This window comes from Pseudoalteromonas sp. HF66 (assembly GCF_011806445.1).
GTDB classification, from domain to species: domain Bacteria; phylum Pseudomonadota; class Gammaproteobacteria; order Enterobacterales; family Alteromonadaceae; genus Pseudoalteromonas; species Pseudoalteromonas apostichopi.
Genome location: NZ_JAATOU010000008.1, coordinates 20,461 through 47,308, shown reverse-complemented (window position 1 = coordinate 47,308; position 26,848 = coordinate 20,461). Strand labels below are relative to the sequence as shown.

Annotated in this window: 20 protein-coding genes and 1 other RNA gene; 8 read left to right on the top strand and 13 right to left on the bottom strand. The window is 40.9% G+C overall.

The features are described 5' to 3' along the window. The first annotated feature begins 162 nt into the window (after window positions 1–162). Window positions 163–843: a ribonuclease T gene (gene rnt, locus HCZ11_RS09800; RefSeq protein WP_167658339.1), complete on the top strand. Its 681-nt coding sequence runs from the start codon at window positions 163–165 to the stop codon at window positions 841–843. On the opposite strand, the gene HCZ11_RS09795 is transcribed toward rnt, so the two are convergent. Continuing rightward, on the bottom strand, window positions 827–2,452 hold the full coding sequence (locus HCZ11_RS09795) for a DUF342 domain-containing protein (RefSeq protein WP_167658338.1): 1,626 nt from the start codon (window positions 2,450–2,452) through the stop codon (window positions 827–829). The genes rnt and HCZ11_RS09795 overlap by 17 nt on opposite strands. Before the next feature lie 277 nt (window positions 2,453–2,729). Between HCZ11_RS09795 and ssrA the strand changes: the two genes are divergently transcribed. Further along, window positions 2,730–3,088, top strand: a transfer-messenger RNA (tmRNA) gene (ssrA, locus tag HCZ11_RS09790). A gap of 102 nt (window positions 3,089–3,190) precedes the next feature. Here ssrA and HCZ11_RS09785 read toward each other — a convergent pair. The 3 genes from HCZ11_RS09785 to HCZ11_RS09775 all read right to left on the bottom strand — a co-directional run bounded on the left by HCZ11_RS09785 (window position 3,191) and on the right by HCZ11_RS09775 (window position 5,804). Further along, a complete protein-coding gene (locus tag HCZ11_RS09785; RefSeq protein WP_167658337.1) occupies window positions 3,191–3,742 on the bottom strand; it encodes a hypothetical protein in 552 nt (183 codons plus the stop codon). Window positions 3,743–3,810: 68 nt separating this feature from the next. Continuing rightward, window positions 3,811–4,815, bottom strand: a complete 1,005-nt coding sequence (locus HCZ11_RS09780; protein ID WP_167658336.1) for an alpha/beta hydrolase — start codon at window positions 4,813–4,815, stop codon at window positions 3,811–3,813. 272 nt (window positions 4,816–5,087) lie between these two features. Continuing rightward, window positions 5,088–5,804 (bottom strand): enoyl-CoA hydratase/isomerase family protein, encoded by a 717-nt coding sequence (locus HCZ11_RS09775; protein WP_130051144.1) that lies wholly within the window; start codon window positions 5,802–5,804, stop codon window positions 5,088–5,090. Window positions 5,805–6,008: 204 nt separating this feature from the next. On the opposite strand from HCZ11_RS09775, the gene HCZ11_RS09770 reads away from it, so the two are divergent. Further along, window positions 6,009–6,782, top strand: a complete 774-nt coding sequence (locus tag HCZ11_RS09770; RefSeq protein ID WP_167658335.1) for a sulfite exporter TauE/SafE family protein — start codon at window positions 6,009–6,011, stop codon at window positions 6,780–6,782. On the opposite strand, the gene HCZ11_RS09765 is transcribed toward HCZ11_RS09770, so the two are convergent. The 4 genes from HCZ11_RS09765 to mnmC form a co-directional block, all read right to left on the bottom strand. Next, window positions 6,772–8,250, bottom strand: a complete 1,479-nt coding sequence (locus HCZ11_RS09765; RefSeq protein ID WP_167658334.1) for a methyl-accepting chemotaxis protein — start codon at window positions 8,248–8,250, stop codon at window positions 6,772–6,774. The genes HCZ11_RS09770 and HCZ11_RS09765 overlap by 11 nt on opposite strands. A gap of 7 nt (window positions 8,251–8,257) precedes the next feature. Continuing rightward, the gene (locus tag HCZ11_RS09760) at window positions 8,258–9,094 is read right to left on the bottom strand and encodes an ABC transporter substrate-binding protein (RefSeq protein ID WP_167658333.1); all 837 of its coding nucleotides are present in this window, start codon (window positions 9,092–9,094) and stop codon (window positions 8,258–8,260) included. A gap of 245 nt (window positions 9,095–9,339) precedes the next feature. Next, a complete protein-coding gene (locus HCZ11_RS09755; protein ID WP_167658332.1) occupies window positions 9,340–9,975 on the bottom strand; it encodes an SDR family oxidoreductase in 636 nt (211 codons plus the stop codon). Window positions 9,976–10,101: 126 nt separating this feature from the next. After that, on the bottom strand, window positions 10,102–12,162 hold the full coding sequence (gene mnmC, locus HCZ11_RS09750) for a bifunctional tRNA (5-methylaminomethyl-2-thiouridine)(34)-methyltransferase MnmD/FAD-dependent 5-carboxymethylaminomethyl-2-thiouridine(34) oxidoreductase MnmC (protein ID WP_167658331.1): 2,061 nt from the start codon (window positions 12,160–12,162) through the stop codon (window positions 10,102–10,104). A 179-nt stretch (window positions 12,163–12,341) separates the two neighbouring features. Here mnmC and fabB point away from each other — a divergent pair, with 179 nt between their 5' ends. The 4 genes from fabB (at window position 12,342) to HCZ11_RS09730 (ending at window position 20,603) form a co-directional block, all read left to right on the top strand. After that, the gene (fabB, locus tag HCZ11_RS09745) at window positions 12,342–13,556 is read left to right on the top strand and encodes a beta-ketoacyl-ACP synthase I (RefSeq protein ID WP_130051150.1); all 1,215 of its coding nucleotides are present in this window, start codon (window positions 12,342–12,344) and stop codon (window positions 13,554–13,556) included. 140 nt (window positions 13,557–13,696) lie between these two features. Further along, window positions 13,697–14,818: a 4-phosphoerythronate dehydrogenase gene (locus HCZ11_RS09740; RefSeq protein ID WP_130051151.1), complete on the top strand. Its 1,122-nt coding sequence runs from the start codon at window positions 13,697–13,699 to the stop codon at window positions 14,816–14,818. 32 nt (window positions 14,819–14,850) lie between these two features. After that, window positions 14,851–15,867: an aspartate-semialdehyde dehydrogenase gene (locus HCZ11_RS09735; RefSeq protein WP_167658330.1), complete on the top strand. Its 1,017-nt coding sequence runs from the start codon at window positions 14,851–14,853 to the stop codon at window positions 15,865–15,867. Between the two features lie 320 nt (window positions 15,868–16,187). Then, the gene (locus HCZ11_RS09730) at window positions 16,188–20,603 is read left to right on the top strand and encodes a FimV/HubP family polar landmark protein (protein WP_167658329.1); all 4,416 of its coding nucleotides are present in this window, start codon (window positions 16,188–16,190) and stop codon (window positions 20,601–20,603) included. A gap of 55 nt (window positions 20,604–20,658) precedes the next feature. On the opposite strand, the gene HCZ11_RS09725 is transcribed toward HCZ11_RS09730, so the two are convergent. Further along, window positions 20,659–22,284: a M28 family metallopeptidase gene (locus tag HCZ11_RS09725; protein ID WP_167658328.1), complete on the bottom strand. Its 1,626-nt coding sequence runs from the start codon at window positions 22,282–22,284 to the stop codon at window positions 20,659–20,661. 602 nt (window positions 22,285–22,886) lie between these two features. Here HCZ11_RS09725 and HCZ11_RS09720 point away from each other — a divergent pair. Further along, complete coding sequence (locus HCZ11_RS09720; RefSeq protein WP_167658327.1) at window positions 22,887–23,480, top strand: TetR/AcrR family transcriptional regulator; 594 nt, start codon at window positions 22,887–22,889, stop codon at window positions 23,478–23,480. A 58-nt stretch (window positions 23,481–23,538) separates the two neighbouring features. Here HCZ11_RS09720 and lipA read toward each other — a convergent pair whose 3' ends face one another. From lipA to HCZ11_RS09700, 4 genes are all read right to left on the bottom strand, one after another. Further along, the gene (lipA, locus tag HCZ11_RS09715) at window positions 23,539–24,504 is read right to left on the bottom strand and encodes a lipoyl synthase (RefSeq protein WP_130051157.1); all 966 of its coding nucleotides are present in this window, start codon (window positions 24,502–24,504) and stop codon (window positions 23,539–23,541) included. Beyond that, window positions 24,501–25,154, bottom strand: a complete 654-nt coding sequence (lipB, locus tag HCZ11_RS09710) for a lipoyl(octanoyl) transferase LipB (protein ID WP_167658326.1) — start codon at window positions 25,152–25,154, stop codon at window positions 24,501–24,503. Before lipB ends, lipA begins: the two co-directional genes overlap by 4 nt. A gap of 19 nt (window positions 25,155–25,173) precedes the next feature. Beyond that, the gene (ybeD, locus tag HCZ11_RS09705) at window positions 25,174–25,452 is read right to left on the bottom strand and encodes a DUF493 family protein YbeD (RefSeq protein ID WP_054551674.1); all 279 of its coding nucleotides are present in this window, start codon (window positions 25,450–25,452) and stop codon (window positions 25,174–25,176) included. Window positions 25,453–25,635: 183 nt separating this feature from the next. Beyond that, a complete protein-coding gene (locus tag HCZ11_RS09700; protein WP_054551673.1) occupies window positions 25,636–26,796 on the bottom strand; it encodes a serine hydrolase in 1,161 nt (386 codons plus the stop codon). Window positions 26,797–26,848: the final 52 nt, after the last annotated feature.

Sequence of the window (26,848 nt, the reverse complement as noted above, 5' to 3'; positions counted from 1 at the left end):
TAATAGCATAAGAACACTAAACACTGGGCTAGCTGATTATTTTAAAGCAAGTAATGTGCCTAAAAGCTAAGTAAGAATCTGCGATTTCACACTATTTACTCTAGCAGAGTAGCCGTGGTTTTTGACATAATAGCCAGCTTACACTGGCAAACCAAGAAGACTATGGAAAATACTGAACAAACTCTTTTCGCAAAACGCTTTCGTGGCTTTTTTCCTGTTGTGATTGATGTTGAAACCGCAGGTTTTAACAAAGAGACCGATGCGTTATTAGAAATTGCTGCATCTGTACTTAAAATGGATGACAATGGCGTGTTAAGTATTGATCATACTGTGCATTTTCATGTTGAGCCATTTGAAGGCGCTAATATCGAACAAGCAGCCATTGAGTTTAATGGTATTGACCCTTTCTCTGCACTTCGTGGCGCTGTACCTGAGGAAGAAGCGATTAAAGAAATCTGCAAAGTAGTGCGTAAGGCACAAAAAGCAGCAGGTTGTCAGCGTTCAGTTGTAGTGGCCCATAATGCAGCGTTTGATCATGGCTTTTTAAATGCAGCAATTGAGCGTTGTAAAATTAAACGTACGCCATTTCATCCATTTGTTAGCTTTGATACCACATCACTTGCGGGGCTTGCATTAGGACAAACTGTTTTAGCCAAAGCGTGTAGAACTGCCGGTATTGAGTTTGACAATAAACAAGCTCACTCAGCACTTTATGATACCGAGCGCACAGCAGAATTGTTTTGTTTAATTGTAAACCGCTGGCAACAACTAGGTGGTTGGCCATTGCCTGAAACTGAAGCAACAGAAGAAGAGCAAGACTCAGCCGCTAAAACGACTGAGTGATCTTTCCTTCAAAAAACCGCACCATGTTAGGAGGGTAAATACGTGAAAACTGTTTACTCTCTTGCGCAATCTTAAGTTCCACCCCAGGATGCATTAATTCATTCACTTTTAAACGACTTGTTGCTAATAAGCGGGCAATCTTAGTTTTGACTAAGTGTTTCTTTTTCTTTGTATTTGCCGATTTTATTTTAATCTGCTGCTCGCTGGCTGTAATCTTATTAATATAATGAGCACGCTGGGCTGGGTCTGATATTTTATTGGCTTTTTTTCGCGCTTGTTGTAAAGCAGCTGCTTTCGTTGCTAATAACTTTTCAAAATCATTAATTTGTTGCTGCTTCTGGCGTAAATCATGCCAGTACTGAGCAATGAATACTCGTGTTTTAGTACCAGATGGTGCCCCGAGCTCGCCAGTTTCAATTCGCATGGCATCTAAAATATTACCCCCAATAATTTTGCCTCGCGGATTGTTGGCTTTGCCAACACGAATTAGGCGGCGAGCGCTTAAATCACAATGTAAGGCTTGGCGCTCGATGAATAAATCTTGCTCTGTTTTTATATGGCAGTACTGAGCATAACCAACAGAAATAGTGCGCGAAGCCGTTATGTTGCAAGTAAAATTTTCGACGTTCTCACGTTTTCTACCAACAGCCCCTAGCATAACGGTGACTTCACTTTTACTCTCAATTGTGGCTGATTCAACAAAACCTAATACGGTGATATCACCCGTGGCTTTAACTCGCATTCCATCTTTTACATCACCACTGATAATGACACTGCCATCAAACTCCACATGACCAGTACTTACATCAACATGATGAAAACACAATACATCATCAACTCGCATACCGCGGGGTAGGGCAACAGGCACACCCTTAGCATCGGCAATCAGCATATCACTATTATTTGGATCAATACGCGTCCCTTCGAATGGCTCAAGGGGGAAGTCTTTACCGGGTTTTGCAGGCATTACATCACCAAATACCGTAAAGCCATCTTCACCGGGTGTTGCAGCAACTCTTTGCATCAATGGCGTGCCAGGTTTAACAGTAATAATGGCACCCAAATTACGCATATCGACTTTACCGCCAGAGGTAGCTTGTGGGCTCAGTACGCGGTCTTGTGCTGTTGAGCATAAACGAACGAATTTAGCATCAGTGCCTTCTTTGGGCATTCTGCCATGGGCTACTATTGCGCTGTAATGCGCGCCTGGTGGTTGTTTAAATTGTTGGCCTAAGAATGTATCGAGGGCGCGCATACTAATGCCTTTAATAACACCTGCTTCTGCAAGTACCTCTTGAGCCATATCCATACTTACAATTTGACCGCCACGCGCCGTTGTTAGATTTGCTTCAACCACCATGTTTTTAGCATCAACTTTAACTTCAAGATGAGCATCAACCGCTTTAGCAACTACCAAAGATTGGGTTTGATATTGGCTGCTCGGTATAAACAACTTGCCAATATTAGCATCAATATATTCGTAGCTGGCATAAGGAGATTGCTCAAGTAATTCAATTAACTGAGTACTGGTAGTAGGAAAACCCGCATCTCGAGGATGCTCACACAAAGAGACATAGCCGCTTTGTTCATCGAATGAAAACATCGACATCTGAAAAGCCCTGTAAAAAACTGCCTGTTATTATAGTTATGTGTTGTTACAGGTTATTTTAGAGAAGGGTAACAACGTTTCCTATTTCAGCACAACTTTTGTACTATGTTAAGATAATGTATGCATTAAATGTAAAAATATGTATAAAAAGAGACTTTTCTTGCTTAAAAATTCAGCATCTAAAGGCACTTAGCAAAAATTTCCCGATTAATACCTTGAGTATGAATAGGCTACTCAGTTATACTGCGTGAACACTCTGAATGAGATACCAAATTCAGGGGCTGATTAGGATTCGACGGAATTCAAGACGCCCGAGGTGCATGTCGAGGTGCGGTTGGCCTCGTAAAAAAGCCGCAATTTAAAGTAATCGCAAACGACGATAACTACGCTCTAGCGGCATAATAGCCCGCTAGCACTTCTCCGGTGTATGTCTGTGGACCCGGTTCTGAAGTGTCACCCTACACGGACTCGCTACGGAAACCCTGGCCGGGGTTGAAGGGCTAAAACTAAGCGGCCTCGCCTTTGCAGATCGTGTTCGTCCGAGCTGTATAAGGTTAACTAAAAGACGATACTAAGCATGTAGTACCAAAGGTCGAGGCTTTTCGGACGGGGGTTCAAATCCCCCCAGCTCCACCAAATATGAAAAAGGCTGCTCTCAGAGCGGCCTTTTTTATTGTCTTTAGAAATTAAATTACCCATTAAGGTGTTTAAATTCAGGGCCAGATTCGTTGGACTATTTTAACGAGAGTTATTTATTCCTAAATCACTTGCTATGGAGTTTAAAAGTAACTCATAAGATTGTTTGTGAGTCGGACTTTCCATCCCTGTAAATCTATTATTCCAATCTTCTTGCCAAGAGGGCAGAGACCTTTTTTGTCCTGGGTCATCTTTTATACGAGCATCTGTTACTTCTCCTTGCCATAGAGCAAAAGCTTCCCTGTCCATATAGTTTAAGTACAAGTCAAATGTTTCAGGTGACCAAAAAGCTCTATGTGAATGCATTTTACTATTTAAGTCTCTGCGATCTTTTAAGATTGTTTCTGGAGTCATATCTTTATATTCGCCCACTTCTTCAATATAGCAATATATATTGTTTAGCTTTTTTCCGATTTTTTCGTATATTTCTGCTCTCTTGGTTATTATAATTTTATTCAAGCTAAAGTTATGATTACTTTCCTGTAATGTCATATTAGTTATTACTCCAAAAGAAGCTATGGAAATTGGCATGGCAATTCCGACAATTAGTTTTGCTATTTCGAGGCTATTCCAAACTTTATTTTTCTTGTCCACTATATACTCCTTTAAATAGTAAGAAGTTTGCAACTTATGTTGTGAAGTAACTTAAAAATAAGTGAATTTTAATTTTTTCTAAGATAAAGCTTCCCGTTTTCAACAACTCTTGTTGGTATTGAATGTCTATCTAAGTCACCATTAATTGTAAAGAGCAGGTCTTCGCAAAAATACTCATCATAGAAATGCCAAGAGTGTGACCAGTTAGCACTACTTTTAACTTTTTCTAATGTTAACCAGTGCTTCTCTACATTGACATTTACTACATTGGAAGGGCTGTTATCAGGTACTCCAACACGGCCAACTCGTGGTTGCGTGCCAAAGCGTTTAACATTTGAAAGCTTTAAAGCAGAGTCTCTTGGGTTTTGGTAATTAGTAATTCTTGTCGCATGAGCGAATAAAGAACTGGATTTTTTATCATCGCTTTGCATTGATTTTCTTGAAATATCGCCACCAATAATAGCTACTTGGCTGACATTCCAATTTATACGCTCTAGCTTTCTGTTTTGGTCTGCTTTGTAGAATGCTTCCCGGATTACATAAGCACCAGTACTATGGCCAATCAAATGGATATCTACATCGCACTTCAGATTATTCTCATTAGCTTGATTCATAGCTAAAAGCATAATGCCGTCTTTTACTAAACTCTCAGCTGTTTTTAGAGCATCGCTTCGGTCTTCTAAGTAGTTTAGTGCAGCGTTAGCGCTGGGCCAATCGAAACTAACTATCGCACCTTTAAACCCTAGCTTGTTTAAGTTCTTTTGTAATAAGTCATGGCGAATCATAATATCTTTAATACTATTATTATATCCATGTACAAATATTAGGATGTCACCGTAGGTATACCCTTCAAGTGGGTGTCCCTTGGGGTGAACTCTTTTCATATTATTAGTTGCTCTGTTAATTACTTTTTCAAGCCAGTCACCTCTATTTAAAGCTGTTTCAGTAGGGTGGGGATTAAAATTTCCATCGTTTACTTCTAGATATCTAGTAGCACCAGGTTCTGAAATGAAAAACTCTTTTTTACCTTTCTTTTTGGTATCTCTAGTACATATGATTAAATTCGAAATCATGATTATAACTCCTTTTATATTGGTAAATATAAAAGTTGTCATCGTTTGTTTTTTAATCAAGTTTTTTGGGTGTTTTATTATAAAAATAAGTAATATTTATGGTGGGGTTAGAGCTTTCTATAAAAAATTCTAGTTTCTTTTTATTAGGTTTGTTAAAACCGCTTTTGAGTTTTATCTGGGTTAATTGGGTTGTTTTTTATTTTATTTTTAATGATTTGGTTTTAGGTGCCTTCAACTCGAAGACACCTTTGTCCAGTTACAGCGATTGTTTTCTAAACAACCAACTGAACAGCATCAATAATCGGTTTGTTTTCTATATCAATGGTGTCGATAATATGTTTGTGTAGGCGCTTTTTGTGCTCTGCGAAAATAGCACGTTTTTTATCGAACTGGCTGGCAAATTCGAGGGCGGTATTAAATAAAGTTTCGTTGTCTGGGCAGGCTTGTTCGATTACATGATCAGTAGCAAGTTCGCCTGCGGTAACGCGGCGCCCTGTTAGCATCATCTCGTTAAAGCGATAGTCTGGAATGGCTTTTTTAATAAAGGCGAGCATGCCCGGTAAAAACGGGATTGATAAGTCAACTTCGGGGAAGCAGAAAAAACCACGATCGCTTTGCATAAATCTAAAATCACAAGCGCACGATAAAATTGCGCCGTTACCAAAAGCGTGGCCATTGATCGCTGCAATAACTGGCATTGGGAAGAGTAATAAGCGTTTAAATACAGCATCCATTGAATGCATAAAGCCACTTACTTCTGCAAATTTTTGTGTTTTTAATGCGGGCATAAGCCAATCAGTATCTATGCCCAAACTCCATGATTTTTCGCTGCTTGAAGTGATCACTAGTGCTTTGTGCTCAGGGTTACTTTCGATTTCGTCAAGGCTAGTTAAAAAAGCCTCTGCAAAAGCAGGGTTGTGGCGATTTTCAGCTGTTGTCATCGTTAAAATAGCAACAGATCCTTGTGTACTTACATTCATCAGTGTCATGCTACGCCTTTATTTTATTGTGTCGTGGGCATAGTTATATACCATCGCCTTGACAAAATAAACCACAAGTCTGACCAGTCGTGAATTTAGGGGCACTTCTCTTTTGGTTGATATGGTCTTTTAGTCGAAAGGGTTTTCCAATTTGTCGCTAATAGTGATTAGTCATGGTAGCTTTAGGTTAAACAGATTATTTAAAGCAGAACAATGGATTTGATCAGTTGGCAGTTTTTGGGTGGAGATTTATTAAGTCCGATCAGCACAATAATGCTCATTGTAGTTGCGGGCTTTACTTCAATGATTTCAGCGGCTTTTGGTGCAGGTGGTGGGTTAATGCTGCTGGTGATCATGGCATCAATACTACCTATGAGTTTGGTTATTCCTGTGCATGGTTTAGTACAATTAGGCTCGAACGCAAATCGCTTTTTATTCACGTTTAAACATATTGATACGTCGATGTTTGTGTACTTCTCTTTAGGGGGAGTCATCGGGGCGTTGGTTGCCTCAACGATTGTCACATCAATACCGCTTGAATTAATGAAAATAGTGGTCGCTGCCTTTGTACTTTATTTACTGTGGGGTGTGACGCCAAAGCTTAGAGAAACCTCAAAGTTATGGCGCGTTCTTGCAGGGCTTTGGACCACGTTTATCTCGATGTTTGTAGGAGCAAGTGGGCCTTTGGTTGGCAGCTGCTTATATGTAAATAATTATAATAAGCTTAAATTTACCGCCACATTTTCAAGCTGTATGACAGTGCAACATACCTTAAAAGCGATTTTATATGGGGCTGTGGGGTTTGCATTTTGGCAGTGGTTGCCTTTGGTTATGCTCATGATAGTGAGCGGTGCATTAGGCACTTGGCTTGGCCTTAAGTTATTGCACCGCATTTCGTCAGACAAATTTAAAAAGATTTTTCGTTTAGTGTTAACAGTGCTTTCCCTGCAACTCGCGTGGCAGGGGATCATGGCTTTTAATATTTAAACAAACCCAGTTTGGCAACGATGCCATGTTCTAATTCATTGAGTTGGCCTATGGTGTTATCAAGGTGCTGAGCTTCTTGCGATAGGCTCTTAGCGCCTTGGTTAATAAGCTGCATAGTATTTAAGATATCAGCGGTAACACTGGTTTGCTCTTCAGAACTTGCTGCAACGCTCTCGTTCATTTGATTAATGGTATTGATTTGTTTAGCAATATCTTTAAATACCGCTTGGCTTTTTTGATTCGCTTGGCTCACTTTATCGCTGAGTGACTTACTTTGCTCTGTTGCTGTTACGCAGTCAGAGGTATTATTGTGTAGCGATATAATAATCGACTCAATCTCAGACGTTGAATCATAGGTTTTACTAGCAAGCGCTCTTACTTCATCGGCCACCACGGCAAAACCACGGCCAGATTCACCAGCACGAGCCGCTTCAATAGCAGCATTTAGAGCCAGTAAATTGGTTTGCTCAGCAATACTTTTTATAACATCGAGCACTTGGCTAATTTCATTACTGCTGGCGTTTAGCTGTTTAACTACGTTTGATGTATGGTCGAGCTGTGCTGCTAACTCATCCACCATGTTGCCATTGGCATTCATGTTTTGTTCGCCTTGTTGGCATAAGCGATGTACGTCGGTGGTTTGCTGCGCAGTCTGATTGGCTCCTTGGGCAATCTCTTTGGTTGCCTCACTTAACTGACTAAGCGCATTGGTTGCAGAATCTGTGCGGTTATATTCAAGCTCAGCTTCGTTTTTAGAGCGCACTGAGGCCTCGTTTACTGTGCTGGCAATCATTTCAAGCTCGCTGGCTGTGCTGCCTAACTCAGTGATGATTTCTTGCACCTGCGCTATAAATCGATTGAAACCATCAACTAAATAGCCAATTTCATCACTAGATTGATAGCTAATACGTTTTGTAAGGTCGCCTTCACCTTTGACAATTTCATCAACAAGGCTGTTTACGCTATCGATAGGTTTTATCACTAACAGTCGCACGATATAAATAATCACCGTACCCAAGGCGATAAAAGAGACCAGCAAGGTAATAAACATGGTGCGTGTCGACTCAGCAATGGTGCTATGCAGTGCTTGTTGTGAGTAACCAATTTTTATATGGCCAATTAAATTATCTAAATAGTGTAAATCAATAGTTTTGCTAACTGATGCGTTATTGCTTTGCTTAGTGATAGCGGCAAGTGGCTTATTGCGATGATCTGTCACTGAAATACTATGTACATGTTTGTTTTGCGAAAAGGCTTTAATAATCTGATTGATTAACGGCTCGTCATAAGAGAATACCGGTTCAGCTAAAATAACCTGCATTTGCTCATTAAGGGCAGTGATGTCTTCTTGCCATTGTTGTGTTTGATTCGATTTTGCAAGTAGGTAGTTTGCGCTGATCACGAAGATCACGCTAAGTAAAAGGCACAAAGACAGTGCCAAGGTCATTTTATATTTTAATGATTTCATTGTGCGCTCATTGAAATGGGTTAAACCACAAAGGGCTATTTTTATTGGGTGTGTTCGACGATAACGTTGGGTTATCTAGCTCAATAACGCGACGCGAGCTTAAGTTGGCTTTTGATAAAACAGTTTGTACTTGGCTGTCTGCCAAAAACATCGCGTTAAATGTGCCATCTTCAATCATCTCTTTTAGGGCATCATTTAATTGCTTGTGTAGTGTGTGATTGTTTTTGTTGACGAAAAAGTAAAGAGGGGCGGTGTATTTAATTACCAAGTGTGGTTCAACCGTAAGGTTAAGTTCTGAGTGGTTGGCAATTTCATCCCAAGGCTCATTCACACCACGTGGGAAGTAATCAAAACGTTCGCCTTCAAGCATAGGGAATAAGTTAGGGTATTTTAATGTGGTAACAACGGGCAATTGGTTCGCTTTTAATATTTTAGTATCTGGCCAAGTTTTACCTTGCCCAGCGGTGAAGCGTTTTAAATCTTGCAAGCTATTTACCGAGCTAAACAGCTCGCGGTTTTGAGCTTTTACAATTGCTACTCGCATGCCAAGTAAGCCACGAAACAAAGGAATATAAACGGCCTGATAATCTTGCTCTAACTGAGTTGATGTCATGCTCCACATCACATCAAGCTGGTTGTTTTTTACATCGTTTAGGATACGCGCGTTAGAGATATCTTTATTGGTTTCGTAAGGGTGAACATAATCTAAGCCAGCCCGTTCAATGGCGCTGATCAATAATTTGTGGGGAAGGGAGGTATCGCCACTGTAGCTCTGTACTTTTACCGGTGCGGCATAACAAGCAGATGTAAAAGCAAAGCAAAAAAGAAAAGCAAAATGACGCATAAAGCACCTTTGTTATTATTATGTAAATAATAAACTAAAGTGCTTTACGCGCTTTCTCAATCTTATTTCTTATGCATACGTATTCATACCAATCCGCAATAATACTTAATCATTTTGAGGGATTAAACCTGTCGCTATCTGCGTTAAAAATTTCTGATTTAAACAACTAAATAACGAAATTTTTGCCTTGCTATCAACAAGGTTTTCTTGCCTCAAAATAGACCACTTAATTAAGCAAATTGGTATCAATCGTTCAGTAGACTGTCGATTGACTTATCACCATTAAATAATTCAAACACTTGTGGTTTTTTCGGTGTATGTTCAGCAAGGTATAGCAGGGTATCTGCTACATCTTCACGGTTGATCACCGCATCTTGGCGGGTTGCAGGTCGCGTAGTTGTTAATAATCCAGTTGCTGCATCATTTTTCAGTGTGCCGGGTCTGACTATGCTGTAGTTTAATTCGCTATTGATCAAATGTTGATCAGCCATGTGTTTTGCCACTAAATACGGTTTTATACTGCTTTCGATATTATCTGGGGCGTCAGCGCCAATTGAACTGACTATAATAAAGTGCTTAACTTTGGCATCAACCGCATAATTAATCGCTTTTACTGCAGCCCATAAATCAATCAGTAAGGTTTTATCTGCACTCGTTGACCCACCAGAGCCAGCACTAAAAATAACTTGTTCAACGCCTTCGAAGGCGCGACTAAAATCGTTTTCGAGGTCTTGCTCGACAATCGTTAAATGACTACTTTCAAGCGTGCTCAGCTTGCTTTTATCTCGAACCAAAGCCACCACGTCATGACCACTTGCCAGCATTTTTTCGGTGGTCATTTTACCTATTTGACCCGTTGCACCAATGATTAAGGTCTTCATATCAAACTCCTTCTAATTGCTTTGTAAGTAAAGACCTTGGGGTGTGAATTTATTTTTAAAGGGGAAACTAAGAACGAAATTGTAATCAAGAAAAATAACGGGGCTAATTAAAGCCCCATCGAATCATTAAATTTTATTACGAATTAGGTCGCGTACAATAAAGCGGGCGGGGTGAATAGCTTGACTCACGCGTTCGCTAAATGGTCTTGGTTCATTGTTTAAACAAGCAATTAAATGCTCTGCACATAAAGGGGCACTGCACAGGCCTCTTGCACCAAAGCCAGTGAGTACATGCAAGCCTTGCAGAGGTTTCGTTAAAGTTTGGTACTGATATCGCTTACCTAAGCGAAGATTAGCAAACGCGCTTACATAATCACTTTGTTCAGCCCACTCACCAGCCATGGGTAGATGGTCGATGAAGGTGCATCTTACTGCTGCTTTTGCCGCTGTTATCTCACCTAAGGTCGTTGCAAACTCGCTGTCTGTGTAAAAACTTAATAGTTGTTCGCGATTGGTGTGGTTGTCTTGCTCTTTAACTTCACGGCTTTTTGAGTTTTTTTCAAAGGTCGCGCCCATACAATGATGACCCTGATATTCAGGGGTAAAATAGCCCTTATGGCAAAGCACGGTCTTTAGGCGTTTTGACTGCTCGCTTGCTTGCACATGCGAGACTTGGCCGCGCACACCCACAACGGGCAGAGCGCGAGTTTGACTGAACTGATCGCTGTGTTCACCAGCACAGTTAATTACATCGCTAAATGGTCCGAATGTTTGCTCTTTAGAGTGTAATAACCAGCCATCAGCGGTTTTTTCTAACTTTTCAATATGGCAATTAAAGTGACTGTCCATTTTATTATTGGTAGTCGCACTTAAAGAATTTGCGGCATAAAATAGTGCTATAACCAGAGCTGGTGGATTTACCCAGCCGCCTTTTGCAAAGAATACACCTGAATAACCCGTATCCACGCCGGCAATTTCGTCACCTTCTTCAGCGCTTACATTACGCATTAATTCAGCTGGCCAAAGCGCTTTATCGGCAAGGTTTTGATGTTTATCTGCTAGACCTTGTTTAACTGCATGTTGCAATACACCACACCACTGGTGAGGGTAGTCAAAACCATCATCAAGTAATTGCTGGTAAAGACGCATCGCATATAAAAAGCTATGGGCAAACATTTCACTGTGCGGTGAATTCTTCGCTTGTAGATGCGGATAAACAGCTCCTTGCACATTATGTGAAGCGCCCATGGCAAGCGCTTCATCTTGGCAAAAAAGCGTGGCTTTTAGGCCTCTTTTTGCCAGTGAATACAGTACACTGCTACTGGCAATACCGCCGCCGATAACAGCTACATTACTCAGTTCACTTTGCTGATGAGCAAAATACGCAGGCCCTGATTGTTGCTCATTAGGTTCGGTGAGCTCGCCAATCAGCATTTCGCGCTTTTTGCCATAGCCTTTTGCTTTACTCATGCTAAAGCCCGCTTCGATGAGTCCTCTTCTTACAAAGCCTGCGGCCGTGAAAGTGGCGAGTGTGGCGTTTGCTCTTGAGATAGCTCGCATCTTGTTGAATAAGCTTTGCTGCCACATATCTGGGTTTTTACTTGGTGCAAAGCCATCTAAATACCACGCATCAACAACCCCTTCGCTTGGGTAGCTCATGGTATCAATACTGTCTTGCACGTCACCAAAATAAAGATCGAGTATTAGTTTGCCGCCTGCAAATTCAAGGCGATGACAACCTGCCAGATTAATAGGGTATTGAGCAATCAGTTGCTCACTATATTCATTTAAATTAGGCCAGGCTTTGAGTGCTTGGGCGAGATCATCACGCTTAATAGGAAACTTTTCAAAAGAGATAAAGTGCAGGCGGTTAACACTTTTTTTGTCAGTTTTTTTACCACTAAGGTCGTGTTGATTTTGAACTTCTAGCTCTGCATGCTGCCTATCAAGGTAAGCAGCAAAGTGTTGCCAAGTATTTAAAAAGTTAAGCCCCGTACCAAAGCCTGTTTCAGCAATCGTAAAGTGGTTACGGTCATGATTTTGTAATCGTTGCGGGATATGGTTTTGTTGATAGAACACATAATGTGATTCGGCTAAGCCATCGTCATTAGAGAAATAAACATCGTCAAACTGATCGGCGACAGGGGTACCAAGGTGATTAAAATGAATATGTGCGTTTTTGATCATGGTTTAACTAATTAACTACAAACTTTTTTCATTATTTTACGTGTTTTCTTTGAAATAGTCTGGCGTTATTTATAAGCTAGACATTCAGAGTACATGTGTACGCTAGAAAGCTGACCACTTCGAAAGTAATTTCAGCGTAAAATAGAACACAATTTAGTATAGAGCTAAGGTAATTACCCATGAGAAGAGCCGTTATTACGGGCATCGGTGTTGTTTCAAGCATCGGTAACAACAAAGAAGAAGTATTAGAATCATTAAAACAAGGCCGTAGTGGTATTGCGTTCAACCAAGAATTTGCTGACTACAACCTACGTAGTAATGTATCTGGCAAAATCGATATTGATGTTAAAGAGTTTGTTGATCGTAAAGCAATGCGTTTTATGGGCGATGCTGCTGCATACGCTTATATTTCAATGTCTCAAGCAATTGCAGATGCAGGCCTTAGTGAAGAGCAAGTTTCAAATGAGCGCACTGGTTTATTAGTGGGTTCAGGTGGTGGTTCATCTAAATGGCAAGTTGAAGCGGCTGATATTTTACGTGAAAAAGGCGTAAAACGTGTTGGTCCATACATGGTACCGCGTACTATGGCGAGTACGACTTCAGCGTGTCTTGCAACACCATTCAAAATTAAAGGTGTTAACTATTCAATAAGTTCTGCGTGTGCGACATCAGCACACTGTATTGGTCATGCGGTTGAGCAAATTCAACTAGGTAAGCAAGACGTAATTTTTGCAGGTGGTGGTGAAGAGCTTCACTGGACACTCGCTATGGAATTCGATGCAATGGGTGCATTGTCTACTAAGTACAATGAAACACCAGAGAAAGCATCACGTACATACGATGCAAACCGTGACGGTTTTGTTATCTCTGGCGGTGGCGGTATCGTTGTTGTTGAAGAACTTGAGCATGCACTTGCTCGTGGCGCGCATATTTACGCAGAAATCACAGGCTACGGTGCAACATCTGACGGCTACGATATGGTAGCTCCATCAGGTGAAGGCGCAGTTCGTTGTATGAAACAAGCAATGCAAGGTCTTGAAGGCGGTATTGATTACTTAAATACCCACGGTACTTCAACACCTGTTGGCGACGTTAAAGAGCTTGGTGCTATTCAAGAAGTATTTGGTGGTAATTCACCAATGATCAGTGCAACCAAAGCGATGACAGGTCACGCTTTAGGTGCAGCAGGTGTTCACGAAGCAATCTTCTCGTTATTAATGCTTGAGCATAACTTTGTTGCTCCATCTATCAACATTGATGAACTAGATGAGCAAGCTGCAGGTCTAAATATCGTAACTGAGCGTAAAGACGTTGAACTTAACAATGTAATGTCTAACAGCTTTGGTTTCGGTGGCACTAACGCCACACTAGTAATGAGCAAATATAAAGGTTAAACCTCTCCAGTATTTGCTTAAAGCCGAGCAATTGCTCGGCTTTTTCACATAAATAACCCCAAAATCGTCTTAGTTGTTACCTATCCGAATACTGATAAATTCGCTACAATAGCGCCACTTTCTGCCTTTCGGACACACAAATGAAAATTCTTGCAGATCAAAATATGCCATTGGTTGAGCAGTACTTTGCCGATTTTGGTGATGTTGAGCGATTTGATGGTCGTAGTCTACAGCCAGAGCAGCTTGTCGGGGTCGATATTTTGTTAACCCGCTCTGTTACGAATGTAGATAAAAGCTTATTAACTCAAGCAGATAAATTAAAATTTGTGGGCACTGCAACTATAGGTGTTGATCACATTGATACCGAACTACTCGCTGAGCGAAATATAGCATTTAGTAGCGCACCAGGTTGTAATGCAGTTGCAGTCGCTGAATATGTTATTAGCAGTTTATATTCTTTGAGCCAAGAAAATTCCAGCTCATTACAAGGTAAAACTATAGGTATAGTTGGCGTTGGCAGCATAGGCAGCTGTTTACGTGATAAGCTAAGCCTGCTTGGTATGAATGTGCTGCTATGCGATCCACCAAAACATGAAGCCGGTGAGTTGGCAGAGCATATTGAGTTAGACGCATTATTAGCTCAAGCTGATATCGTAACTTTTCATGTGCCGCTGGTTAAGCAAGGGCCACATAAAACCTTGCACATGCTAGACGAAACGCGCTTAAAGGCACTTAAGCCTGGAATGACTATTATCAATGCAAGCCGTGGTGATGTGATTGATAACAAAGCATTGCTTGCACTGTTTAAACAAGGCGCAAAATTAGATTGCGTGCTTGATGTTTGGGAAAACGAACCCAATATACTGACTCCTCTGCTTGATTATGTGCGTTATGCCAGCGTGCATATTGCAGGGCATACACTCGAAGGTAAGGCCCGCGGTACACAAATGCTGTATCAGAAAGTATGTGAGCTTGAAGGTATCGCAGCACTTAAATCTCTGGACGACTTTTTACCAGAGCCAATTAGTCATTCTGTCACATTAGGTGAAACCTTTAACCAAGACGATATCGGCCGCTTGGTGCACTTAATTTATGATGTACGTCGTGACGATGGCATTTTACGAAGTAAATTAGCAAGCGAAGGCTTTGATAGTTTGCGTAAGAATTACCCGCCACGACGAGAGTTTAGTACTTTGTCGGTGGCTGCTAACAGTGCATGTGAAGGCGCATTAGCTGCACTGGGATTTAGAATTAACGAATAAAGTCATTTGCTTTATTCAAAAGAGGAAAACACATGTCGCAAAAATTTAATGTAGCCGTATTAGGTGCCACAGGTTTAGTGGGTCGTCAAATTATCGAAACTTTGGAAGATCGTAAGTTTCCGGTAGACCAATTATTTTTACTCGCAAGTAGCCGTAGTGCCGGTGAAGAAATTCAATTTCGCGGTGAAAGCCTTGAAGTAATCGATGTTGAAGAGTTTGATTTTAGCCAAGCTCACATTGGTTTATTTTCAGCAGGCGGTAGTGTCTCTGAAAAATACGCACCCATTGCGGCAGACGCAGGCTGTGTGGTGATTGATAATACATCACACTTTCGTAATGACTTTGACGTACCATTAATTATTCCCGAAGTGAATGCATCAAGCTTAGCGGATTTCAGAAACCGAAACATCATTGCAAACCCTAACTGCTCAACTATTCAAATGTTGGTGGCGTTAAAGCCTATTTATGACGCTTATGGTATTGACCGCATTAACGTATCAACTTATCAAGCAGTATCAGGTGCGGGCAAAGAAGCGGTTGATGAACTAGCTAAACAAACAGCGAACTTAATGAATGCACGCCCAATGGATAATGCCGTTTTCCCTAAACAAATCGCCTTTAACGTGATCCCACAAATCGACAGTTTTGAAGATAACGGTTATACCCGCGAAGAAATGAAAATGGTCAACGAAACACAAAAAATCTTAGGTGATAACAGTGTTGTGGTTAACCCTACTTGTGTTCGTGTACCCGTGTTCTTTGGTCACAGTGAAGCGATTAATATTGAAACGCGTATGCCAGTAGATATTGAACATGTTAAGCAGCTATTAAACGATACACCAGGTGTAGAGTTTATTGAAGACTTAGCCGATTATCCAACAGCGGTGTCAGACGCCAGTGGTAATGACACGGTTTACGTGGGTCGTTTACGTGCTGATATTTCGCATCCACATGGTTTAAATATGTGGGTTGTTAGTGATAACACGCGCAAAGGTGCAGCAACAAATAGTGTGCAGATTGCTGAAGAGCTAATCGCAAATTACTTGTAAACTGATGATTTAGGCTGAGCTAAATTTGAGAAAAAGCGGCAATTTGCCGCTTTTTTTGTGAATTCACTGCCAAATTATTGCCGCATACGTTGTAAAAGCGTATAAACTTAACGATAACAATAAAAAAGCCTCTCAGCCGCTATTATTTAAGCTATTTACTATCAAGGTGTTGCAATAGATATTGCAAGGCAACTAAGTTATAGTTTGCAGCTGGAATAGAGCTTGCAAGAAAACATAATTAAGAATCAATTCTGCAAGAATTACTTGATGTTTAAGCAACTAAGGTTGCTGTGTTAACATTTAAAACATAAAGGATCAGCATGCGCGGTTTAGCAACACTCTTCATATTAGCGTCTGCATTGGTGGTAACACCGACATACTCTGATGAAGGCACCACACTTAAAGGCCCTAAAGGTGTCGATTACGGTGCGCAGGGGCGCTCTATTGGTCCAATTAAACCGACCGATACATTATGGCGCATTGCCGCTAAAATTCGCCCTGACAACTCTGTAAGTATTTATCAGGTCATGCAAGCTTTGTATGACAAAAACCCATCGTCATTTTTAGACCAAAACCTTAATCATATGCGTGATGGCGCATATCTAAAAATCCCAACTATTGCCGAAATGCGTGCGGTCAATCCGACGCTAGCAAAAGCGCGTTCTGAACAAGATGATGAGCTATGGGAAAAGAAGAAAAACGGTACTTTGACTACCGCTGAAATCAATGAATCGCAAAAGAAAGTCACCCAAGCCCGTAAAGTTGATGTAGACGAAGCAAAGCAAGAGCTTAAGCAAGAAATCAACACCATTAAAACAGAACAGGGCACGCAGCTTGTCGAGTTACAAAAGCAGTTTAAATCGTCGGTTGAAAATGTTGAAGAAATCTTAGCAGAGAACAATAAGCTCAAAAAACAACTTACAGGTATCTCTAAAGAGCTTGAAACCGTTCGAGATCAACTTGGCCAAGACAGTGAAATTCAAAAGCAGCTGAAAGAACTGATCACTAAACAAAATGAAATCATAGAGCAGCAAAAAGCAAAAAAGATTGAAGAGGACAGTGGGTTCAACTTTTCGGATTTACTGAGTAACCCATTTGTTCTCGGTGCATTAATGTTTATTCCTGCATTACTAATCATTGCTGCTGTTGTGATGTTTTTGAAAAAACGTAACAACTCTAGCGATGACACTGATGGCAGTGACGACGATGAATTTTTACCACAAAGTCCAAGTTATAATCCTGATGATGAGTTAGAGTCGATAGTAGAAAATGATCCACTAGTTCCAGATCCGGTTGAAGAAAATGATGACTTGAGTGTTCGTTTAGATGATGACTTAGACCAAGACATGTTGCCAGATGATGACATCATTTTTGACGACAGCATTGATGATAGCTTTGATGAAGACGACAGTGTTCTAAATCAAGATGAGCTAGAAGGGCTATTAAGTGATGACATCGAGTTTAATGATGAGTCTTCAAGTAATGCTGACGATGATGATTTAGATGCATTTTTGCAGCAAGATTTCGATCAAACCGATGACGACAGTTTGGGTGATGAAATTGATCTTGATAGTGGGCAGCCTCAAGCTGATTCATCTGGTGATATTTTAAGTGCTGACGATATTGACGACTTATTTGATACTGATGAAGATGACTCGTTAGATAACGCGAATGATGAAATGGCAGCGCTTAGTGAAGAGCTCGCAGAAGATGACGCTGAAGATGATTTTGACATTGATAGCTTAATTGATGAGCAAAATAACACAGATTCTAATCAAGAAGTAAACCTAGACGATATTGATGATTTACTAGATGAAAATAATGATGCCGCAACAACTAACGTTGAAGCAGAACTTATTGATGAAGATGATTTCGATATCGACAGCCTAATTGATGAAGCGCAAACAGAAGAGCCAGCAGCCGAAGCGAATGATGCAATAGAAAACGACGATCTTGATGATGCGCTGGATGTTGATGACATTGACTCGCTATTAGATGAAGTTCAAGAAGAACAAGCGCCTGTCGAAGAGGCAGGTGCAGATGAACTCATTGATGAAGATGATCTTGATATCGACAGCTTAATTGATGAAGCGCAAACAGAAGAGCCAATAGCTGAAGCGAATGATGCATTAGAAAACGGTGACCTTGATGATGCACTGGATGTTGATGACATTGACTCGCTATTAGATGAAGTTCATCAAGAACAAGCGCCTGTCGAAGAGGCAAGTGCAGATGAACTCATTGATGAAGATGACCTTGATATCGACAGCTTAATTGATGAAGCGCAAACAGAAGAGCCAATAGCTGAAGCGAATGATGCATTAGAAAACGATGACCTTGATGATGCACTGGATGTTGATGGCATTGACTCGTTATTAGATGAAGCACAAGACGATCCAGAGCCACAAGAAGAGCAAGAACCTGAAGCAGAGCTTGTTGAAGAGCTAACCGAAGAACCTAGTACAGATGATTTAATCGATGAAGACGAGCTTGATGATGCTCTTGATGTTGACGATATTGACTCGTTATTAGATGAAGCACAAGACGATCTAGAGCCACAAGAAGAGCAAGAACCTGAAGCAGAGCTTGTTGAAGAGCTAAGCGAAGAACCTAGTGCAGACGATTTAATCGATGAAAGCGAGCTTGATGATGCTCTTGATGTTGACGACATTGATTCATTATTAGATGAGGCACAAGAAGAGCAAGAACCTGAAGCAGAGCTTCTTGAAGAGCTAATCGAAGAACCTAGTGCAGACGATCTAATCGATGAAGACGAGCTTGATGATGCTCTTGATGTTGACGACATTGATTCATTATTAGATGAGGCACAAGACGAGCAAGAACCTGAAGCAGAGCTTGTTGAAGAGCTAAGCGAAGAACCTAGTGCAGACGATTTAATCGATGAAAGCGAGCTTGATGATGCTCTTGATGTTGACGACATTGATTCATTATTAGATGAAGCACAAGAGCCAGAACAAGAATCCGCTGAAGAGCCTACCGAAGAGCCTATTACAGATGATTTAAGCGATGAGTTTGATACTGATGACATCGACTCATTACTCGATGAGGTTGATGCAGAGTCAGAAGAACCTGAGTTAACAGATGATAGTGATTCAGATATTGATGACAATGCTGCGCAAGATGATGAACTAGATGTAGCAGATATCGACCCTTTGCTTGATGAAGAGAGCAGTGATGAGCAGGACTCTGACGTTGATGATGAGCTAGAAGAGCTTATTCAGCAAACAAATGAGCTGAAGCAAGACACCGAAGCGCAGATCTCAGATTTAAGCCATGAACAGAGTGACAGTGCAGAGCATGATGAGAATCTACAAGAGTCGCTAGAAGATTTAGCCGATGCAGATCAAGCTGTTGATGACATGAATGTTGAATCAATTGCCTCTGAGTTGGTTGATGACGCGGATGATAGTGACGAAGTTGATATTGATGAGGCGTTAAATCAAGAGTTTAATGAAGATAGCGATGAGCTATTAGATGAAGATGATAGTCTAGATGAATTTGATGATTCATCACTGAAAAGCGTTGATGAGTTATTAAATGAAATTGGTGAAGAAGATGATTATGTCGAAGCACCAGATTGGTCAATAGATGAACCAGAGCAAGACATTGAAGAAGTTGAAATTGATTTAGGCGATGATCCACTTGCAGATGAAGACCTAACCGATGAATTTGATTTAACTGCCGATGAAGAGCCATTACAGCAAGATACGGTGACTCCTAGCCAAGAGTTGGAAGAGTATCCAGAACTTGAGCTAGATGAAGCAGGTTTTGAATTAGATGAATCTGATGAAGACACTTCTAATCAGTTAGACGAAGATGAGCCATTACAGTTAAGTCAGGCAGAGCAAGACCTTGCTAACTCATTAGCAACGGGTAATGAGCTTGGTCAGTTAGACGATGATTTTGATGATGACATCTTGCTTGATAATGAATTCACAGAAGATGATGTTCTTGATTCTGAGGGCGACTTGCCGGAACAATCAGAAAATGAAGGCACAACAGAGTTAACTAGCGAAGAGCCAATTGATGATGAGGTTGCTGAAAGCCAAGACGAATTAGAGGATTTCCCTGAATTCGAATTAGACGATATTGAACTTGATGATGCTGCAGAAGCTGAGCAAACATTAGCTGATATCGAGTCTAATTTAGCTGACGAGGCTGATTTAAGTGAGCTGTCAGATGATGAAATCGATGATGATTTTATGGCTGATCTCACTCAAACAGACTTTGATGCGCTGTTAAATGAATTAGCAGAGCCAGATGAAGCTGATATTGCTGATGCCAGTGAATTTGATGTTGATTTTAATGCCCTATTAAATGAAGACTTACAGGGTGAAAGTCAACAGACAGTTGAACCTGAAGTAGCGGCCTTAGAGGATCAAGATGAACAAGCGCAACAAGCTACAGCTGATGAGTTTGTAGATATTGATTCATTACTTGAACAAAGTGATGATGAAGCTCTAGACCATGAACCTTATGACGAGGTTGATATGGATGTAGGATTGAGTGATTTTAATGACTTACTTGCAGGTGATAATCCAACTGATGTTGATGCCGAAAGTGGTGGTTACTCAGCTAAACTGGACCTAGCAAGGGCATATATCGAAATAGACGACTTTGATGCAGCACTGCAAGCTATTGAAGATGTGATAGCGAATGGCCCTGATGAAGTGCAAGAAGAAGCACAGTCATTAAAAGCTAAGATAAGTGAGTAATATTAATCAATAAAAAACCGAGCTAATAGCTCGGTTTTTTATATCTAAGCGAAGGCTATTGCTTGTCTTGTAAGCGGCGAGCTTTGAAGTCAGACTCGGCTTTCCATTTTGGCCAATCACCGTTATTAGCAAGCTTGGCTGCAATATCAACGATCAGTTCAATATCTTGCTCAACACCACCCATAGACCACTCGGCTGAATAGTCGTCAGCTTCTTTATGATATTTATGAGCAATATAATCAGGATCTGTATCGCCTAGGCTCATAAATAGTAAGCTTGGAACGCCTTGTTTAGCTAGTGAGAAGTGATCTGAACGGAAAAACAAGCCATTTTGAGGGCGAGGGTCCATTTTTACATGACGACCTTGTGCTTTAGCTGCATCTGCAAGGTAGTCTTCCATCTCAGACATGCCTTTACCGTATTGTAATATGTAGTCAACGCCGTCTAGCACGTTCATACCATCAATATTAAGCAACGCGACCATTTGTTTGGTTGGTACAATTTCGCCAGTCGCAAATTGCTGAGAACCAATAAGCCCCGTTTCTTCAGCCGTAAAGTTGGCAAAGATAATAGAGCGCTTGAATGGCTTGTTCTTATGCATTTCGGTAAGAATTCGGGCTATTTCCACTGTTGCTGCACTACCTGATGCATTATCTACAGCACCATTATAGATTTTTACGCCGTCATCAGTTTGCTTCGTACCAAAGTGGTCCCAGTGTGCGCCAATTACAATGTACTCATCAGGAGTTTCGCTGCCTTTTAGGGTTGCAACAACGTTATGCGACTGAGCTTGAGAGATATCACTTTGCAGTGTCAGCTCTGCCTTAGCGTTTAAATCTACGGGTTTAAAATCTGCTTTTAATGCATTGGCTTTTTCAGTTTGATAATCAAGGCCGGCTTGAGCAAAGATTTCATTTGCAGCTTGCTCATCAATCCAACCCATAACAGGAATGTCGGAAACATTTTTCTCTTGGTCGATTAAGGTATATTTACTGCCAGTGTTCGAGCTTTCAACTACGCTCCAAGGGTATGCCGCAGGAGCTGTTTCGTGAACGATGAATACCGCTTTTGCGCCTTGTCGTGCACCTTCTTCATATTTGTAAGTCCAACGGCCGTAGTAGGTCATGGCATTACCTGTGAAAAGTGCTTCGTCTTGGGTCGCAAAACCTGGATCATTAACAAGTACGATAATGGTTTTGCCTTTGACATCAATATCAGCAAAATCATCCCAGTTATATTCTGGTGCATTAATGCCATAGCCAACAAACACAACATCAGAACCATCAATATTAATCTCAGGGTTAATTTGCTGAGTGCGGGCGGTAAAATCACTGCCAGCATTAAAGCTTAAATCACCCACTTTTAGGGTCATGTTTTGATCTGGGGTGAGTTTTGCCATAGTAACTGGCTGTAAAAACTCGCCATTATAACTACCTGTTAAGCCGAGTTTTTTATACTCGTCAGCTAAATAGTTAATGGTCAGCGTTTCTCCTTCAGTCAAAGGGCCACGGCCTAAGAATTCATCAGAGGCAAGTGTTTTAATATGTGAGCGCACATTGGCAATGTTAACGGCTTCATGGTTTTCAGCACTTGGCTTATTAGCGCTAGATATTGGTTGCTCAGAGCAGCCGAATAAACCAACTGCAAGTGCCAAGCTTGCATATTTAAGGTGAGTTGTCATAGTTTTTCTGGTTGATTGCACAAGGTTTCACTATATGGGACGAGAAGGGGGGCTGTCCAGAAAGAGTCTGCAAATAACTAATTATTCAGGATGAAAGGGTAATAATGCACTTTTATACCAGTCCGCAATAATACTTAATCATTTTGAGGGATTAAACCTGTCGCTACCTGCGTTAAAATTTCTTATTTACGACGGCATGGATGCAGAAGGTAGCATGCAGGAGCAATTGTCGATCACAACTAAATAACGAAATTTTTGGCTTGTTATCAACGAGGGTTTATTGCCTCAAAATAGACCACTTAATGAGCGAATTGGTATTACTCTATCAAGTGAACGATTAAGTGTTATTAATCTTGGTATCTTGAGTTCTAAAACCTCGGCAACGACTGGGTACTGAATGATACTTGCGCTTGGTATGCTTTTTGTTGAGGGGTTAATTGGGTTATATCAAGATAGAGTGGCGATTGCTAACCATTTTTGAAAATCTCAATTTTTATTATAAGTAAATGTCCTGTGTAGTTTTTTGTGGCTTGTTGTAAAAGTAAACTGTCTAGTGCATTTTTTGTTTTTACGGTACACTAGTAACTTGATTGGAGGGGCACATGAAACTATCACAGAGAAAGCGATTAGATATTTTGAATGCAGCAGAGACATTATTTTTTCAGCAGGGTGTTGAGAATACAAGTATGGATCAGGTTGCAAGCTTGGCAGGCGCCTCTAAGCGTACGGTATATAACCACTTTGAAAATAAAGATGTGTTGTTCCAGGCTATTCTTGTGTTTATGTTTGAAAAAGTACGCCAAGAGCAAGCTGTTGTGTTTGATGCTTCTTTGCCAATAGCAGAGCAGTTAACCTGTATTGCCGAGCAAGAAGTAGCGCTACTAACCTCTGAAGAGTTTTTAAAAGTGGCGAAAGTAGCCTTCATGCAAATGTTAAAACAGCCTGATTTAGCTAAATCATTAGCTAGTAACAACATGGGCTGCATGCAAGATCTTGTGTCGTTTTTAGAAGCAGGAAACCAAGCGCAGGCTTTAAGTATTGATGATGTTGAGTTCGCTGCAAAACAATTTGTATATCAATTAAAGTCCTTAATTTTTTATCCATTGCTGTATGGCTTTGAACGTCAAGCTGGCGACTCTGATAGTAAAGTGATTAGTGAAACCGTGAAAATGTTCTTAGCGCGATATGGGCGCTGATTGTCTGTTTCATAAAAAAAGCCCGCTTGATGCGGGCTTTTTATATTTATAAGAAGTCTTACTTCACTTCTTTACCAGCTGCTTGTTGGTCAGCATGGTAGCTTGAGCGAACAAATGGACCACAGGCCGCATGAGTAAAGCCAATTTCGTCTGCATAGTCTTTTAATGCATCAAACTCTGCTGGCGGCACATAGCGTTTAACAGGTAAGTGGTGCTTAGAAGGTTGTAAGTATTGGCCTACTGTTAGCATATCAACGTTATGCTCGCGTAAGTCACGTAACACTTCTTCGATTTCGCTAATCTCTTCACCTAAACCTACCATCAAACCTGATTTAGTTTTCACATTAGGGTGCGCTTCTTTAAAACGACGTAGAAGCTCAAGTGACCACTTATAATCAGCACCAGGACGCGCTAATTTGTATAAACGCGGTGCAGTTTCTAGGTTGTGGTTAAATACATCTGGCGGCGTCTCGATTAAGATATCAAGGGCTCTGTCCATACGACCACGAAAATCTGGCACTAAAATTTCAATGGTGATTTCTGGGTTGTGCTTACGAATTTCACGTATACAGTCAGCAAAGTGCTGTGCACCACCATCACGTAAATCATCACGGTCTACCGAGGTAATAACAACATAGCTAAGCTTCATGTCTTTAATGGTCAGCGCTAGCTTTTCAGGCTCTGCTGCATCTGGCTTTAATGGACGGCCGTGTGCAACATCACAGAATGGACAACGACGAGTACAAATAGCACCTAAAATCATAAAGGTAGCTGTACCATGGTTGAAACATTCAGATAGGTTAGGGCATGATGCCTCTTCACAAACTGAGTGCAAACCATGTTTACGCATCGCTTGTTTAATACCATCAATACGTTCGGTTGATTTAGGTAAGCGAATTTTCAGCCACTCTGGCTTACGTAACATTTCGTTTTTTTCAGTCGGTAAAACTTTAACTGGTATCAGCGCCATTTTTTCTGCATCACGCAGTTTTACGCCTGGTTCCATTTTGACTGGTTTATTCATTCGTTTTCAAACCCTTCAGTATGCTTAACCACAGTAGCATTAAGCTTTTTAATCATGTGTTTTACAAGCCCTGCACCTGCTTGCTCGAGGTTTTGCGGACCGTTAAGGTCGGTTGTTTGCACCATGTTCATGCCAGCATAGCCACATGGATTTATACGCAAAAATGGCGCTAGATCCATGTTTACATTAAGTGCTAAACCGTGGAAAGAGCAACCGCGGCGAACACGAAGGCCTAATGAGGCGATTTTACTATCGTTTACGTAGACACCAGGTGCATCTGCTTTGGCGTAGGCATCAATGTCATATTCTTTTAGCGTGTCAATAATACACTCTTCAAGCCATGTAACTAGCTCTCTTACACCTATTTTTAAACGACGTAAGTTGAACAGCACATACATCATTTGCTGGCCTGGTCCGTGGTATGTCACTTGGCCACCACGGTCCACTTGGATCACTTCGATATCACCGGTATTTAATAAATGCTCAGCTTTACCAGCTTGGCCTTGAGTAAATACAGGCTCGTGCTCAACGAGCCAAATTTCATCGGCTGTGTGCTCATCACGGGTGTCGGTAAAAGATTGCATTTTTTGCCAAATTGGCATGTAACGCTGACGACCTAATTGACGAACGATTAATTCTCTTTCGCTCACGATTTACTCCGTAATCGGTCTATAGCATGTGACGTACGTCATCGATGTTGCTGATCACGTTATAAATTTCTTCAATATGCTCTTTACTTGTAACGGTAGCTACAAGCGTTACAGATTCGTAATTACCTTTGCTGCTTGGTTTTACCTTTGGCGCATAATCGCCAGGTGCAATTGGTTGCAGCTTTTCTAGGATCTGATCTGTTAGATTTACATTAGCTAAACCCATGATTTTAAATGTGAATGGGCAAGGAAAATCTAAATACTCGTCAAACTTAGTATTTTTTACAGGTTGAACCACGACGGTGACTCCTCAAACAGTGAGTATGCTTAATAGAGGTGTTCTCTGCCATTTCTTGGCGTTAAGCAAACTTAGATTACGACGCACTCGACCCAGCGCGACTTATATGGGGCGCATTCTATCATTTTTCAGACAAAAAAAAACGCCTTGCGGTGCAAGGCGTTTATAAACTTTACTAGCAGATTACTGAATTTGTAAACGCAGGTAATCGTAGATCTTGCTAAAGAAGCTACCTTCTTCCACTTCTTCTAGTGTAACTAGTGGGTATTGAGCAATTTCTTCACCTTCAAGCTGTAAGAAAAGCGTGCCTACTTTAGTTCCTTTAGCCAGTGGTGCTTCTAACGTTTTATCAAGCTCGAAGTTTGCTTTTAAGTTTTTACGCTGACCACGCGGGATAGTAATTGGCGTGTCTTCTAAGATACCTAGCGATACGTTTTCTTTGTTACCCATCCAAATACGTTGTTCTGCAAAGCTATCGCCTGCTTTGTATGGGGTAATTGTTTCGAAAAAGCGGAAACCATAGTTAAGTAACTTTTTGCTTTCAACTTTTCGTGCACGCTCGCTTTCAGTGCCCATAACCACCGCGATTAAACGCATGTCGTCTTTAGTTGCTGAAGTGACTAAGCTATAGCCAGCTTCAGACGTATGGCCAGTTTTAATACCGTCAACATTCATGCTTTCATCCCACAACAGTGAGTTGCGGTTGTACTGCTTGATACCATTAAAGGTAAATGATTTTTTAGCGTATACTTCGTATTCATCTGGTACATCACGAATAAGAGCTGCACCTAATGTTGCCATATCGCGTGGTGTTGTGAAGTGTTCGTTAGTATCTAAACCGTGGCTATTTACAAAGTGGCTGTTAGTCATGCCAAGTTTTTCAGCATGCGCATTCATTAAATCAGCAAATGCACTTTCACTACCAGCAATGTGTTCTGCCATAGCTACACAGGCATCGTTACCAGATTGAATAATGATACCGTGATTAAGGTCATCAACACTGATCTGCTTACCTACTTCAATAAACATTTTTGATGACTCAGGAAAATTCTTTGCCCAAGCTTTTTCACTCACTGTAACCATATCGGTTGGAGCAATATTACCTGCTTTGATTTCAGTACCAATAACATAACTGGTCATCATTTTGGTTAAACTAGCAGGTGCTAGCTTTGTATCAGCTTCGCCTTCGGCAATTACTTTACCTGTGGTGAAATCAACCAAGAAATAACCTTTCGCATTAACTTGAGGTGGGGCAGGGATAATTTGGGCTGTTGCAGAAAATACGCTAGCAGTGCAAACAAGGCCACAAACGCCACTTAAGATTTTATATTTTATAGATTTCATCGTACTCATTAATGGTTAAAGTTAAACATGTTGCGTTGACCTATTCTAAAGG